The organism is Streptomyces sp. NPDC025833 (assembly GCF_055558055.1).
The window spans coordinates 309,468-323,033 of sequence record NZ_JBVHNF010000009.1 but is presented as its reverse complement, the minus strand read 5'-3'; the positions used below and the strand labels follow the sequence as shown (position 1 = coordinate 323,033).

Annotated in this window: 14 protein-coding genes; 8 read left to right on the top strand and 6 right to left on the bottom strand. The window is 72.7% G+C overall.

Annotated elements, in window-relative coordinates:
• Window positions 1-10: 10 nt before the first annotated feature.
• Window positions 11-1,069: a glycosyltransferase family 2 protein gene (locus ACZ4K2_RS18520; protein WP_467473992.1), complete on the top strand. Its 1,059-nt coding sequence runs from the start codon at window positions 11-13 to the stop codon at window positions 1,067-1,069.
• Between the two features lie 115 nt (window positions 1,070-1,184).
• Here the strand turns inward: ACZ4K2_RS18520 and ACZ4K2_RS18515 are convergent, their stop codons facing one another.
• Window positions 1,185-2,453, bottom strand: coding sequence for a hypothetical protein (locus ACZ4K2_RS18515; RefSeq protein ID WP_467473990.1), 1,269 nt, complete (start codon window positions 2,451-2,453; stop codon window positions 1,185-1,187).
• Between the two features lie 118 nt (window positions 2,454-2,571).
• On the opposite strand from ACZ4K2_RS18515, the gene rfbA reads away from it, so the two are divergent.
• From rfbA to rfbD, 5 genes are all read left to right on the top strand, one after another.
• Window positions 2,572-3,492, top strand: a complete 921-nt coding sequence (gene rfbA, locus ACZ4K2_RS18510; protein ID WP_467473989.1) for a glucose-1-phosphate thymidylyltransferase RfbA — start codon at window positions 2,572-2,574, stop codon at window positions 3,490-3,492.
• A gap of 38 nt (window positions 3,493-3,530) precedes the next feature.
• Window positions 3,531-4,121: a dTDP-4-dehydrorhamnose 3,5-epimerase family protein gene (locus ACZ4K2_RS18505; RefSeq protein WP_467473988.1), complete on the top strand. Its 591-nt coding sequence runs from the start codon at window positions 3,531-3,533 to the stop codon at window positions 4,119-4,121.
• Between the two features lie 215 nt (window positions 4,122-4,336).
• Window positions 4,337-5,194: a hypothetical protein gene (locus ACZ4K2_RS18500; RefSeq protein WP_467473986.1), complete on the top strand. Its 858-nt coding sequence runs from the start codon at window positions 4,337-4,339 to the stop codon at window positions 5,192-5,194.
• 125 nt (window positions 5,195-5,319) lie between these two features.
• Complete coding sequence (gene rfbB / locus ACZ4K2_RS18495) at window positions 5,320-6,294, top strand: dTDP-glucose 4,6-dehydratase (RefSeq protein WP_467473985.1); 975 nt, start codon at window positions 5,320-5,322, stop codon at window positions 6,292-6,294.
• Window positions 6,291-7,199: a dTDP-4-dehydrorhamnose reductase gene (rfbD, locus tag ACZ4K2_RS18490; protein ID WP_467473983.1), complete on the top strand. Its 909-nt coding sequence runs from the start codon at window positions 6,291-6,293 to the stop codon at window positions 7,197-7,199. Before rfbB ends, rfbD begins: the two co-directional genes overlap by 4 nt.
• 58 nt (window positions 7,200-7,257) lie before the next feature.
• Here the strand turns inward: rfbD and ACZ4K2_RS18485 are convergent, their stop codons facing one another.
• Together ACZ4K2_RS18485 and ACZ4K2_RS18480 are read right to left on the bottom strand one after the other, a co-directional pair.
• Window positions 7,258-8,532, bottom strand: a complete 1,275-nt coding sequence (locus ACZ4K2_RS18485; RefSeq protein WP_467473981.1) for a glycosyltransferase — start codon at window positions 8,530-8,532, stop codon at window positions 7,258-7,260.
• Window positions 8,529-9,164: a tetratricopeptide repeat protein gene (locus tag ACZ4K2_RS18480; protein ID WP_467473980.1), complete on the bottom strand. Its 636-nt coding sequence runs from the start codon at window positions 9,162-9,164 to the stop codon at window positions 8,529-8,531. The genes ACZ4K2_RS18485 and ACZ4K2_RS18480 overlap by 4 nt, the downstream gene beginning before the upstream one ends.
• Window positions 9,165-9,402: 238 nt before the next feature.
• Here ACZ4K2_RS18480 and ACZ4K2_RS18475 point away from each other — a divergent pair, with 238 nt between their 5' ends.
• Window positions 9,403-10,527, top strand: a complete 1,125-nt coding sequence (locus tag ACZ4K2_RS18475; protein ID WP_467473979.1) for a glycosyltransferase — start codon at window positions 9,403-9,405, stop codon at window positions 10,525-10,527.
• A 35-nt stretch (window positions 10,528-10,562) separates the two neighbouring features.
• On the opposite strand, the gene ACZ4K2_RS18470 is transcribed toward ACZ4K2_RS18475, so the two are convergent.
• Window positions 10,563-11,180, bottom strand: coding sequence for a tetratricopeptide repeat protein (locus tag ACZ4K2_RS18470; protein WP_467473976.1), 618 nt, complete (start codon window positions 11,178-11,180; stop codon window positions 10,563-10,565).
• 286 nt (window positions 11,181-11,466) lie between these two features.
• On the opposite strand from ACZ4K2_RS18470, the gene ACZ4K2_RS18465 reads away from it, so the two are divergent.
• Window positions 11,467-11,643: a hypothetical protein gene (locus ACZ4K2_RS18465; protein WP_467473974.1), complete on the top strand. Its 177-nt coding sequence runs from the start codon at window positions 11,467-11,469 to the stop codon at window positions 11,641-11,643.
• Window positions 11,644-11,726: 83 nt separating this feature from the next.
• On the opposite strand, the gene ACZ4K2_RS18460 is transcribed toward ACZ4K2_RS18465, so the two are convergent.
• Together ACZ4K2_RS18460 and ACZ4K2_RS18455 are read right to left on the bottom strand one after the other, a co-directional pair.
• Window positions 11,727-12,149 (bottom strand): SCO4983 family protein, encoded by a 423-nt coding sequence (locus tag ACZ4K2_RS18460; RefSeq protein WP_467473972.1) that lies wholly within the window; start codon window positions 12,147-12,149, stop codon window positions 11,727-11,729.
• 116 nt (window positions 12,150-12,265) lie between these two features.
• On the bottom strand, window positions 12,266-13,477 hold the full coding sequence (locus ACZ4K2_RS18455) for a pyridoxal phosphate-dependent aminotransferase (protein WP_467473971.1): 1,212 nt from the start codon (window positions 13,475-13,477) through the stop codon (window positions 12,266-12,268).
• Window positions 13,478-13,566: the final 89 nt, after the last annotated feature.

Below are 13,566 nucleotides of genomic sequence, written 5' to 3'. Positions count from 1 at the left end.
GGAACCACGAATGATCGATGTCCGTCACGATCCGGCCGACCCGGGCGGGCCGCCCGTCGAGCTGTCGGTCGTGATTCCGATGTTCAACGAGGAAGAGGCACTGCCCGCGCTGGTGGCGCGGCTGCGGCCGGTGCTGGACGGGACCGGGGAGCCGTACGAGGTCGTGGCGGTGGACGACGGCTCCGCGGACGGGACGGCCGCGGAGCTGCTGGCCCTCGGGACCGCGTGGCCGCAGTTGCGGGTGGTGCGGCTGCGCCGCAACAGCGGGCACCAGGCCGCGCTGACCGCGGGCCTGCACCACGCCCGCGGCCGGTACGCCGCGAGTCTCGACGCCGACCTCCAGGACCCCCCGGAGAAGATCCCGGAGATGCTGGCCCTCGCGCGCTCGCGGCGGCTGGACATCGTCTACGGCGTACGCGTCAACCGCGCCGCGGACACCGGCTTCAAGCGCCGCACCGCGGGCGCCTACTACTGGCTCGTGCGGCGGCTGGTCGGCAGCCATGTCCCGGCCCAGGCCGGCGACTTCCGCCTGCTGTCGCGCAACGTCCTCGACGCGCTGGCGAACCTGCCCGACCAGCCGCAGGTGTACCGGCTCCTGGTGCCCTGGCTGGGCTTCCCCAGCGGGGAGGTCGCCTACCAGCGGGACCCGCGCGTCGCCGGTGACACCAAGTACCCGCTGCGCAAGATGGTCCTGCTCGCGGTCGACAGCGTCGTCGGCTTCTCCGTCGCCCCGCTCCGGCTGGCCACCTGGCTCGGCTCGCTCGCCTTCCTCGTCTGCCTCGCCGTGATCGGCTACACGCTGGCCGTGTACGCGGCGGGCGCCACGACCCCCGGCTGGACCTCGCTGATCACCGCCGTCCTCTTCGTGGGCGCCGTCCAGCTCATCTGCCTGGGCGTGCTCGGCGAGTACCTCGGCCGCGTCTACACGGCCGTCCAGCAGCGGCCCACCTACTACGTCGCCGAGGACACCGGCACGGCACCCGTCCCCGCGCCGGGCATCGCGTGGCCCGGCCCGCGGCGCGGCCGGGAGAGCCCGCTGGACTCCCTCGGCGGCCCGCCCGGACCGTGAGAGCGGTCGCACGGCGGCCCGGCGCGCACCCCCGCGCGCCGGGCCGCCGCCCGTCCCGGGCGTCCCGCCGGGGCCGCTCGCGCGCACCGGCCCGGCCCGCTCCGGACGAGACCCCCTACGCGCGGGCCGGCTCGGCCGCGTCGGCGGCGGGCCGATCGGCGGCGTCCCGGCCGGGCACGGACGGTGCCACCGGCGCGGGCCGGAACTCCCGGACCGTCACCCGCAGGACGGCGATCAGCGCCAGCAGCATCAGCACCCCGTGCGCGGGCATCGACAGGTACGGGGAGAGCGCGACGGAGTTGCACTTCAGGTAGCTCCCGAACGAGGCGAGCTGCACCAGCACCGGCGCGTACCAGAGCCGCCGGGGCAGCAGGAAGGCGGCCACCACCGTGAGCACCTCCGCCGGGTAGAAGTACCGCTCGTGCATCGAGGGCAGCAGGAACGGCACGGTGAGCGCGGCGCAGCAGGCCAGCAGCACGATCCGGGTCCCCGCGCACCCCGGCGCGCCCGCCCGCCCGCGCCGCAGCCCCCACACCGCCAGTCCGGTCAGCAGCGCGACGAGGACCCCCGCGACCAGGACGCCCGCGCCGCGCACGGCCTCCGGGTCGCCCGGCACCGAGACGAACTGGTAGACGGTCGGCGCGTAGAGGGTGAGGGCGTGGTACTCGTCGGCCTGCCGGGCGTACACCGTCAGCAGCCGCCCCGGGTCGGCGCCGAGCAGGAGCGCGGGGAGGTCCAGGGCGAGGAAGGCCGCGGGAACGGCGAGCAGGGACCGCCACGGCACCCGGCCCGCCGCGGCGAGGGCGAGCAGGAGCGGGAAGAGGAACACGGCCTGCACCTTGAACGCCAGCGCGATCCCGAAGAACGCGCACGCCCACCACGGGCGGTGGCGCAGCAGGTGGTGCGTCCCGGCGGCCAGGAACGCCACGTAGACGCCGTCGCACTGCGCCAGCCACGCGCCGTTGGTGACGACGGTGGGCAGGAAGAGGACCGCGCAGGCCGCGCCGGGGGCCGCCCAGGAGGGGACGGGCCGCAGCAGGGACACGATCCGGAAGGTGTGGTAGGCCAGCACCGGTTCGAACAGGATCGACAGCCACTTGATGCCGGCCAGCGGCGGGAGCGGCAGGTGGGTCAGCGCGGCCAGCAGGTACAGGTAGGGGACGTTGTAGTCCGAGAAGCCGGGGTCGGCGAGCGCGTGGAAGCCGCCGTGGTCCGCGATGTGCCGGTACCAGGGCTCCAGGAAGTGCTGGTAGTCGTACGACTCGGCGGGCAGCAGGAGCACGCGGAGCAGGAGGGCCGTCGCCACGACGGTGTAGGCGGCCAGTGCCGTCGTCTTCGGATCGGCCGTGTGCCGGCGGGGCTCCGGGGCGGATGTGTCGGGCATTCGGACTCCGTTCGGGCGGCGCGGTGCTCGATCGCGACCAGTATGTCCGAAACATCCGACTATGACGGTAGACGCGCAAAAAGGGGGTATATGTAGCCATTTCACCTATGGTGCTGCCATGCGCGGAATTCTCCTGGCCGGGGGCACCGGCTCGCGACTGTGGCCACTGACCCGCTCGGTGTCGAAGCAACTGCTGCCGGTCTTCGACAAACCGATGGTCTACTACCCGCTTTCCACACTGGTGATGGCGGGGGTCGGCGAAGTCCTGATCATCACCACTCCCGAAGACCAGTACCAGTTCCGGCGCCTGCTCGGTGACGGAAGCCAACTCGGCCTGCGCCTGGAGTACATGGCGCAGGCCGTACCCGGAGGCATCGCCGAGGCGTTCCTCCTGGGCGCCGACTTCATCGACGGCCGCCCGGTCGCCCTGATCCTCGGCGACAACATCTTCCACGGCAGCGGTCTGGGCACCCGGCTGGCCCGGCACGACGAGCCGGTGGGCGGCCGGGTGTTCGCCTACCAGGTCGCCAACCCCTCGGCCTACGGGGTGGTGGAGTTCGACGACGCCGGCCGGGCCCTGTCCATCGAGGAGAAACCGGCCCGGCCCAGATCCCGGTACGCGGTGCCCGGGCTGTACTTCTACGACCACCGCGCGGTGGACATCGCCCGGGGCCTGCGGCCCAGCGCCCGGGGCGAGTTGGAGATCACCGACCTCAACCGCGCCTACCTGGAGGCCGGGGCGCTGCACGTCACCCGCCTCGACCGGGGCACCGCGTGGCTGGACACCGGAACCTTCGCCTCCATGGTGCAGGCCTCCGAGTTCGTCCGGGTGATCGAGGAGCGCCAGGGGTTGAAGGTCGGCTGCATCGAGGAGGCGGTCTGGCGGGCCGGCCTGATCGACGACGACCGGCTCAGGGACCTGGCCCGGCCGCTGCTCAAGAGCGGCTACGGCGACTACCTGCTGGGGCTGCTGGAGGAGACCCCGCGCCCCGTCCCGCCGCACCGGGGCGCGGACGTACCGAAGGCGCGCAGGCGGTGACCGGCACGGGAACGGCCGCGCGGGCGGAGGGGGCCGGGATGAGACCGCTCGGCATCGAAGGGGCCTGGGTGCACACGCCCACGGTTTTCACCGACGACCGGGGGCGGTTCCACGAATGGTTCAGGGGCGGTGAATTCCGGTCGTCCGTCGGCGAACCATTTCCGCTGGCGCAGGCGAATTGCTCCCGTTCCGCGCGCGGTACGCTCCGCGGCATTCATTATGCGGCGGTCCCGCCGGGCCAGGCCAAATACGTGACGTGCGTCCGCGGCGCCGTCCTCGACGTGGTGGTCGACATCCGGGTCGGTTCCCCGACGTTCGGTGCCTGGGAGGCGGTGCGGCTCGACGACCGGACGCACGCGTGCGTCTACCTCGCGGCGGGACTGGGACACGCGTTCATGGCGCTGGAGGACGATTCCACCGTCGTCTACCTGTGCTCCGCCGGATACGCGCCCAAGCGCGAGTTCGGCATCGACCCGCTCGACCCGGCGCTGGCCGTCGACTGGCCGAAGGGCCTGGTCCCGCTCCTGTCCGCGAAGGACGCCGCCGCGCCGACGCTGGCCGAGGCCGGGCGGCTGGGCCTGCTGCCCTCCCACGAGGAGTGCGCCGCGTACCGCGGAATCCCCGGATAAAAGCCGACACACCGGTGTTTGCGTTTTACGGGTGACGCATTGAGGCCGCAGGAGTGATTCTCGCCGGGCGGCGCGAGGCGGATTGTATTAGCCGATGAGCGAAGCGTGCAAATTGAAGTCGTACGAGGCCGGCGCCGCGAGACGCGCATGGGACAGCGCACGGAGGTGCGCGCGCTCGCAGTCGGCTCCCTCGCTCACTCCCAAGGAAGGTTCCCGTGAGCCGCAGAACGATCCGAAACTCACGCCTGAAGTCCGCCATGATGGTGGGCACCGGCGCGCTTGCCGTCGCGCTCAACGTCCTGCCGGGCACCGTGGCGGCCGCCGACGCGATGGACCGGTCCGAGGCCGGTCTGGGCGCCGGGCTCCACCGCCCGGGCAACGAGGTGGCCGCGGCGATCGCCGACGCGGTCGCGCGGGCCGCCCAGGACGGCCTGGCGCCGGTGACCGGCTCGCACGAGCCGGAGCGCTCGGACCGCGCGGAGCGGTCCGTGCGCTCGGACCGCGCGGACCGTTACAACGACGACGACTCCTACGGCTCCTACGGCCACGGGCACCACCACGGGCACCACCACGGCCACAAGCCCGGCAAGCCGGGTCCGCAGGGACCCCAGGGCCCGCAGGGTCCCCAGGGCCCGCAGGGTCCCCAGGGCCCTCAGGGCGCCACCGGCACGGGCGCGACGGGTGCCCAGGGTGCGACCGGTGCGCAGGGTGCGACGGGTGCCCAGGGCGCGACCGGCGCGGGCGGCACGGGCACGCAGGGCCCCCAGGGTCCCGCGGGCCCGCAGGGTGCCACCGGCGCTCAGGGCGCGACGGGTGCCCAGGGCGCCACCGGCCGGGGTCTGAGCACCTACGTCCGGACCGCGGGCGTGAGCCAGGGCACGCAGGCGACCGTCTTCTGCGACCCCGGTGACATCGCCACCGGCGGCGGTTTCGACGCCGGCAACGGTTCCCCGGGCGCCAGCGTCCCGGTTCCCACGGTGGACGGCGCCACGCCCACCGGGTGGCAGGCCACCCAGACCGGCCAGGGCCAGGGCATCACCGCCTGGGTGGTCTGCGCCGACGTGACGCCGTAACCACCCCCGCGCGGCAGTTCCGCCGGCCGCGCACGGTACGGGAGATGGTGCCCCGGGACTCAGGTCCCGCGGGCACCGCCTCCGTTTCCGGGCGGGCCGGCCAGAGAGAAACCCATCGGAGAACCATGCGCATCCTCGTGACCGGCGGCGCCGGATTCATCGGCTCGGAGTACGTCCGGCGGCGGCTGGACCCGGATCCCGCGGCGCGGATCACCGTCCTCGACAAGCTCACCTATGCGGGGGTCGAGGAGAACCTCGCGCCGGTGGCGAGGCACCCGGGCCTCACCTTCGTCCGGGGGGACGTCTGCGACCCGGACGTGGTCGACCAGGTCATGGCGGGCCAGGACGCGGTGGTCCACTTCGCCGCCGAGTCGCACGTCGACCGGTCCATCGACGGCGCGGGCCCGTTCGTCCGGACCAACGTGCTGGGCACCCAGGTGCTCCTGGACGCGGCCCTGCGCCACCGCGTCGGCCGCTTCGTGCACGTCTCGACCGACGAGGTGTACGGCTCGATCGCGGAAGGCTCCTGGACCGAGGCGCAGCCCCTGGCCCCGAACTCCCCGTACGCCGCGTCGAAGGCCGGCGCCGACCTGCTGGCGCTCGCGTACCACCGCACCCACGGCCTGGACGTCGTGGTCACCCGGTGCACCAACAACTACGGGCCCCGCCAGTTCCCCGAGAAGGTCATCCCGCTCTTCGTCACCCACCTGCTCGACGGCAAGAAGGTCCCGCTGTACGGGGACGGCCGCAACACGCGCGACTGGCTGCACGTCTCGGACCACTGCCGGGGCATCGACCTGGTCCTGCACGGCGGCCGGGCCGGCGAGGTCTACCACATCGGCGGCGGCACCGAGCTGACCAACCACAAGCTCACCGGGCTGCTGCTGGACGCCGTCGGCGCGGACTGGGAGCGGGTCGAGCACGTGGCCGACCGCAAGGGCCACGACCTGCGCTACTCGCTGGACGACGGCAGGATCCGCGAGGAGCTGGGCTACGCCCCGCGGGTGTCCTTCGCCGAGGGCCTGGCCGCGACGGTCGCCTGGTACCGGGCGAACCGCTCCTGGTGGGAGCCGCTGACGCGGAGGGCCGCGCCGCGATGAGCACGAGCTGGCTGGTGACCGGCGCACACGGACTCCTCGGCCGGGACGTGCTGGCCGAACTCGCCGCCGACCCCGGTGCCGTGGTGACGGGACCGGGCCGCGAGCGGCTCGACATCACCGACCCGGCGGCCGTCCGCGCGGCCGTCGCCGGGCACCGGATCGTCGTCAACTGCGCCGCCTGGACCGACGTCGACGGCGCCGAGCGGTCCGAGGAGGCGGCCACCGCGGTCAACGGCACGGCCGTGGGCCACCTGGCGCACGCCTGCGCCGACAGCGGCGCCCTGCTGCTGCACGTCTCCACCGACTACGTGTTCCCCGGCGACGCGCGCCGGCCGTACCCCGAGGACGCCCCGACGGGACCCGTCAACGCGTACGGACGCGGCAAGCTCGCGGGGGAGCGGGCCGTCACCGGACTGCTCCCGGACACCGGCTACGTGGTGCGCACCGCCTGGCTCTACGGCGCCCACGGCCCGAACTTCGTGGCCACCGTGCTGGACCTGGCCGCCCGGCGCCGGACCCTCGACGTGGTGGCCGACCAGCACGGGCAGCCGACCTGGTCCCGGGCCCTGGCCCGGCAGCTCACCGCGCTCGGCCGCGCAGCCCTGGCCGGAGCGGCCCCGGCGGGCGTCTACCACGGCACGTCGTCCGGCAGCACCACCTGGTGCGGCCTGGCGCGCGAGGCCTTCCGGCTCAGCGGCCTCGATCCCGAGCGGATCCGCCCGGTCGGCTCGGACAAGTTCCCCCGGCCGGCCCCCCGGCCGGCGTTCGGCGTGCTCGCCCACGGCAACTGGCGGCGGGCCGGTCTCGCGCCGCCGCCGCCGTGGCGCGACCAGCTCGCCGCCGCCCTGGCCGCGCCCGCCTTCACCGCTCTGGCCGAGGCGGCGCGGGCTGCTGGCCGGCCCTGACCGCGCGGGCGTCCCGCGGGACTCCCGGGTCCCGCGGGGCGCCCGCGCGCTCAGGGCCTCAGACCAGCAGCGGGCCGCCGCACCGCGCGGCGCCCTCCTTCATCGCGATGAGGTTGGCGACCACGTACGAGATGTTGTTCTGCGAGTGCCACTCGCTCGGGAAGAAGGTCACCAGCCGCGACGACTGGAACCTCGCCTCCAGGTCCGGCACGAAGGTCCGGTACTGGTCGTCCGTGTAGTACCAGAACGAGTTCTCGTTGTAGTAGGCGACGTGCGTCGGGTCCTGGTAGGCGCCGCGGCCGTCGGAGCTCGGCGTCATGGTCAGGAGCATCCCGCCGGGCGCCAGCAGCCGGTACAGCTCGTTGATCAGCGGCACCTTCTCGGGCACGTACTCCAGGAAGTCCACCGCCCGCACCAGCCCCACGGAGTCGTCGGGCAGGTCGATCCTCCCGGGCAGGTGCGCGACGATGTCGACGCCCTCGCCGGGACGCCGGTCCACGCCCACGTAGCCCGGCGGCTTGCGCAGCGCCGCACCGAGGTCGACGGCGAGCAGTCCGCGCCGGGCGGTCCAGGCGAGCGCGTTGGCCTCGATGTACTTGTCGTACAGGGCGACCGTCTCGCGCTGGATCTGCGCGTTGATCTCCGGGTCGCGCTGGGTGTTGTCCCGGTGCATCCGCTGGAGGTACAGGCACCGCTCGATGTGGTGGAAGTCGCCGGCGTGGAACAGCCGGCACATCAGGTCCTGGTCGTCGAGGACCGTGCGCGCGGCGTCGTACCCGCCGACCCGCTCGTAGGCGTCCCTGCGGAACGCCCGCACGTGGTTGGGGGCGTACCAGATGTAGGCGATGTTGTGCGGTGTCGGCGCCATGGTCTGCGCCTGGAGCAGCTTGCGGCCGTCGACGCGCACCTCGCTGTACCGCCAGCCGTAGGACTCGTTGAAGCGGGTGTCGTCCCGCTTGCCGTCCTCGGTGATCTGCGCGGTGTTGCTGTAGACGAAGACGGCCTCGGGGTGGGCGTCGAACGCCTTGCCGACCTCCGCCAGGCACGCCTTGGCCAGCAGGTCGTCGTGGTCGAGCTCCACGAGGATCTCGCCGCGCGCCAGCTCACAGGCCCGGCGCTTGGCCGCCCCGACCCCCGTGACGTCATCCGCGATCTCCACCCGGATGCGCTCGTCGGGGTGCTCGGGCCGCCATCGGGCGCCGTTGTTGAGCAGGACGATCCACTCCCAGTCCGGGCAGGTCTGCGCCTGGAGGGTGGCGAGGCACTCGTCCAGGTAGCGGGGCCGGTGGCTGGGGGTGAAGACGGAGAACCTCGGTGTCGCCGTCGACGTCATCTGGCGCTCCCTGTGTGGCTCGGGGTGGGTGCGGGGCGCACGGCGTCCCGGAAGGACTCCGGCACCTGGAGCAGTACGTGGGGGTCGGCCGCGACCGCCTGCCGGAAGGCGTCCTCCGCCTCGCCGTCGCGGTCCTGCTTCGCCAGCAGCAGACCGAGCTGGAGGTGCAGGACCGCCGAGCGCGGGTTGCCGGCGACCCCCTTCCTCAGCAGCTCGACGGCCCGCTCGGGCTCGCTCGCCGCGACCATGTTCGCCTCGCTGTACAGCGCGGACGTGAACGAGGGGTCGCTCCTGAGCGCGTTGTCGAAGTCCTTCCGGGCCTCGGCCGTCCTGCCGTTCTGCTGCTCGATGAGCCCCAGCCGGTACCAGGCGTCCTTGTTCCGCGGGTCCCGAGCGAGGACGCGCCGGTAGAGCTCGACCGCTCCCGCCGGGTCCTGCTGCATCTGGCGCCGGAGACCGGACCGCAGCAACGCGTCCGTCTCCGTCTCCTTCACCTTGCTCTGCCGGGTCGCCGCGGCGGACTTCGCCTCCGGCGGCGGTGCGGCCGAGGGGGAGTGCAACGCCCACACGGTCACGCCGATCGCGGCCGTCACCGTTCCGGCGAGCCCTGCCCACATTGTCCTGTGTTTCACGTCGTCACTTCTCGTGGAATGGTGGAGGACGGATGGATTGGCTTTCCCGGGTGGCCGTAAACGACGTTACGAGTTCGCATTGTCGGCGCCGAGGTGCGCCAGGCTCCCGGCCGCCGCAAACCACCCGGATGTACGAGCTGGAAGCCGTTTTTCCGGACCAGCCTCTTTGCTTTGGCTCACAGCGGCTGGATACCGTCCCGCATCGGTTCGTGTGGCGCTGCTGACAGGGATGGGAACCGTGAGGAAAACGGTCTGCCTGAACATGATCGTCAAGGACGAGGCGCCGGTGATCCGGCGTTGTCTGGAATCCGTACGCCCCCTGATCGACACCTGGGTCATCGTGGACACCGGCTCGACCGACGGCACCCAGGACATCATTCGGGACGTCTACCGCGAAGTACCCGGAGAATTGCACGAGCGCCCCTGGAAGGGCTATGACGGAAGCCGTACGGAGGCGATCGAACTCGCTCGCTCACGTGCCGATTTCCTCTTCTTCATCGACGCCGACGACATGATGGAGACGGCCCCGGGATTCCGTTTGCCGGAGCTGGTGCTGGACGCCTACAAGGTCCGCATGCACGCCGACGGGGTGGTCTACTGGCGCCCCGCCCTGGTCTCCACCCGGCTGCCCTGGCGGTACGTCGGCGTCCTGCACGAGTACGTCGACTGCGGCACGCCCTTCCGGCTCGGCACCCTGGAGGACGCCCGGATGGTCATCCTCGGCGGCGGGGGCCGGCACCGGAACGAGGGGGTGCGGGAGAAGTACCTGCGGGACGCCCGCATCCTGGAGGAAGGGCTCGTCCGGGAGCCCGGCAACGCCCGCTACGCCTTCTACCTCGCGCAGAGCTGGCGGGACGCGGGGGAGCCGGAGAAGGCGATCGCGGCCTACGACCGCCGGGCGGCCATGGGCGGCTGGACGGAGGAGGTCTACTGCGCCCACCTGGCCGCCGCGAGGCTCGCGGACGCCCTCGGCCGGCCGTCCGCCGAGGTGACGGACCGCTACCTGCGCGCCTACGAGAGCCTGCCCTCGCGCGCCGAGGCCCTGGCCGAACTGGCGCGCCTGTGCCGCCTCAAGGGCGGGCGCTGGCCGCTCGCCTACCTCTACGCGCGCCAGGCCGCACGCATCCCGTACCCGGCCGACGGCCTGCTCGTCGAGCCCTGCTGGTACGACTGGCAGGCGCTGGACGAACTCGCCGTGTCCGCCTTCTGGATGGGCGCTTACGAGGAGTCGGGGGACTGCTCCGCACGCCTGCTGGAGGGCGGCCGGCTGCCCGCGGAGCACCGCGAGCGCGTGGCGCGCAACCTGGAGTCCGCCCGGCAGCGCCTGAACCCCGGGCAACTCGTGGGCGACCGGGGCGCGTAGGCCGGGCGGGGTGTCCGGTGCGCCCCGGCCCGGCGTCAGTCCCCGCCGTCCGGCGTGCCGGACGGCGAGGCCGCCGGACGTGCCGACTGCCTGTATTCCCCGGGCACTTGGCCGAGCAGGGAGGGGTCGATGGCGACGGCCCGGCGGAACTCGTCCACCGCCGCGCCGTCGTCGTGCGCCCGTGCCCGGATGAGCCCGAGACGCAGGTGCGCCGTGGCCGCCTTCGGGTCGGCGGCCACGGCGCGCTCCAGCAGGGCCACGGCCCGGTCGGGCTTGCTCCGCTCCACCAGCACCGCCTCGTTGAAGAGCGCCGGCGGGAACGCGGGGTCGATCGCCAGGGCCCTTTCGTAGGCCGCGTGGGCGTCGGCCGTGTCCCCGACCTCGTGCGCGGCGGCCCCCAGGTTGTACCAGGCGAATTTGTTCCGCGGCTCCAGTTTCAGCACGCGCGCGTACGACTGGGCGGCGGACCGGGGATCGTGCTCCCGGCTCTGCAGAATGCCCCGCCGCAGATACTGCTCGGCTTCCTCGTGCGCCGACAGCGGGGCCTTGGATTCCGAGGTCGTCACCGGCCGGGACTGGAGTGCCCACGCCGTCATTCCGGTGGCGAGCGTGGCGGCGCCGAAGAGCGCCGCCAGCAATGGCCTGTGTTTCACGGTGTCACATCTCGTCGAATGGGAGAGCACGGATCGACATGACCGGCCCCGGGTGGCCGGAGCCGATGTTATGGGGGCACGCCGCGGACGCGGCCCGTCGGCAGGCGTCCGGCGCCCGTGAAACACCCGGATGCACGAGTCGCGGCGGGGAATTCCGGGACCCGCGGGGAAAGGGCCGCGGTGCGGGGTGGGCGGGGCGGTGCGGGTCCGCCGGGAAAGCCCGCGGAAACCGGGATCGGTCCGTTCCGGCGGGTACTCGCCCGTCCAGGGAAGGAGTGATGAGCCCATGGCAGACGGCGGTGACTTCTACGGCAGCGATCGCCCGGAGCACCCCCGGCTCGCGGAGGACCGCCCCCGCGGCGGAGGGCCCGAGGACCGGCCGGCCACCGGACACAGGCACGTCTGGATCTGGTGGATCGGGCTGGTGGTGTTGATCCTGATCCTCTTCTTCGTCTTCATCTGAGGACCGGTGTCACTGGTGGCGCCCGGTCCGCGCGTCGCTGCGGGTGCGCGCGGACCGGGGCCGTCGAGGGGACCCGGGACGGGTCAGCGGGCCGGGCTCAGTTCCTTCGGCTCGCCCGGGGCGGCGGCGCCGTGGGCGTCCATCCGTTCGGCCGCGAGGATCGCCGCGGCGGTGTCCGCGCGCGAGGCGGCGACCACCAGCGCCCGGCCGGCGAGCGCGTGCGCCCGCCGGTGCAGCGCGCCCGCGTCACCCGCCGCGGCCGGGGCCGCCCGCAGCGGTGCGCGTCCTCCCCGCAGCCGCGACACCTGCGCCGCGAGGCGCTCGGCGGCCGTGTCCAGGTCGGTGGACGGGGTCAGGGCGCGCAGTTCGTCGGTGACGGCGAGCAGCGCGGCGAGGTGCCCGGCGAGCTGGATGTCCAGCTCCTCCTCGCGCGACCGGTGGGGGAAGTCGGAGGTGGTGCCGGCCATCGTGCTGTGGACCGACTTGGTGCGGATCGGTTCGTACATGGGGGATGGCCTCCTGTGCTCTGACAGGAAGCCATCCTAGCTTAGATTTCGTCTAAAGTTGAGTCGTGTCACGGAGTGGGGCGCGTCGACTACGGACGCCGACCGCCGGTGACCGCCTAGGGCTGGCCGTACCCGTCCAGGAAGGTCCCGATCCGGGTCACCGCGTCGCGCAGGTCGCCGGCCGTCGGCAGGGTCACCACGCGGAAGTGGTCCGGCTCGGGCCAGTTGAAACCGGTGCCCTGGACGACCATGATCTTCTCCTGCCGCAGCAGGTCCAGGACCATCCGCCGGTCGTCCTTGATCTTGAAGACCTGCGGGTCCAGGCGCGGGAACAGGTAGAGCGCGCCCTTCGGCCGTACGCAGCTCACCCCGGGGATCTGCGTCAGCAGCTCGTACGCGGTGTCCATCTGCTCCTTCAGCCGCCCGCCCGGGAGCACCAGGTCGTTGATGGTCTGGCGCCCGCTGAGCGCGGCGACCACCCCGTGCTGGCCCGGCATGTTGGCGCACAGCCGCATGTTCGCCAGGATCGTCAGGCCCTCGATGTAGGAGTCGGCGTGGGAGCGCGGGCCGGAGATCGACATCCAGCCGACGCGGTAGCCGGCCACCCGGTACGCCTTCGACATGCCGTTGAAGGTGAGGGTGAGCAGGTCGGGCGCGACCTTCGCGGTCGGGGTGTGCGTGGCGCCGTCGTAGAGGATCTTGTCGTAGATCTCGTCGGAGCAGACCAGCAGGTTGTGCCGGCGGGCGATGTCCGTCAGTCCGGTGAGCACCGCCTCGTCGTAGACGGCGCCCGTCGGGTTGTTCGGGTTGATGACGACGATCGCCTTGGTGCGGTCGGTGACCTTGCGCTCGATGTCGGCGAGGTCGGGCATCCAGTCGGACTGCTCGTCGCAGCGGTAGTGCACCGCCGTGCCGCCGGAGAGGGAGACGGCCGCCGTCCACAGCGGGTAGTCCGGGGCCGGTACGAGGACCTCGTCGCCGTCGTCGAGCAGGCCCTGCATCGCCATCACGATCAGCTCGGAGACGCCGTTGCCGATGTAGACGTGTTCGACGTCGGTCTCGATGCCGAGGGTCTGGTTGTGCATCACGACCGCGCGGCGCGCGGCGAGCAGGCCCTTGGCGTCACCGTAGCCGTGCGCGGTGGAGACGTTGCGGAGGATGTCCTCCAGGATCTCCGGGGGGCACTCGAAGCCGAAGGCGGCCGGGTTGCCGGTGTTGAGCTTGAGGATGCGGTGGCCCGCCGCCTCAAGCCGCATGGCCTCTTCGAGAACCGGGCCCCGGATCTCGTAACAGACGTTGGCGAGCTTGGTGGACTGGATCACCTGCATGTCCGTGAGCTTACGACCCGGTAATGCCTCGCGGGTCGTGTTTTCCGCCACGTGAGGCGAGAGAATTGCCCGGAAATGATCGGTGGCTG

Coding starts and splice junctions, on each gene's coding strand:
- ACZ4K2_RS18520 (WP_467473992.1), top strand. CDS start 11: ATGATCGATGTCCGTCACGATCCGGCCGACCCGGGCGGGCCGCCCGTC.
- ACZ4K2_RS18515 (WP_467473990.1), bottom strand. CDS start 2,453: ATGCCCGACACATCCGCCCCGGAGCCCCGCCGGCACACGGCCGATCCG.
- rfbA (WP_467473989.1), top strand. CDS start 2,572: ATGCGCGGAATTCTCCTGGCCGGGGGCACCGGCTCGCGACTGTGGCCA.
- ACZ4K2_RS18505 (WP_467473988.1), top strand. CDS start 3,531: ATGAGACCGCTCGGCATCGAAGGGGCCTGGGTGCACACGCCCACGGTT.
- rfbB (WP_467473985.1), top strand. CDS start 5,320: ATGCGCATCCTCGTGACCGGCGGCGCCGGATTCATCGGCTCGGAGTAC.
- rfbD (WP_467473983.1), top strand. CDS start 6,291: ATGAGCACGAGCTGGCTGGTGACCGGCGCACACGGACTCCTCGGCCGG.
- ACZ4K2_RS18485 (WP_467473981.1), bottom strand. CDS start 8,532: ATGACGTCGACGGCGACACCGAGGTTCTCCGTCTTCACCCCCAGCCAC.
- ACZ4K2_RS18465 (WP_467473974.1), top strand. CDS start 11,467: ATGGCAGACGGCGGTGACTTCTACGGCAGCGATCGCCCGGAGCACCCC.
- ACZ4K2_RS18460 (WP_467473972.1), bottom strand. CDS start 12,149: ATGTACGAACCGATCCGCACCAAGTCGGTCCACAGCACGATGGCCGGC.
- ACZ4K2_RS18455 (WP_467473971.1), bottom strand. CDS start 13,477: ATGCAGGTGATCCAGTCCACCAAGCTCGCCAACGTCTGTTACGAGATC.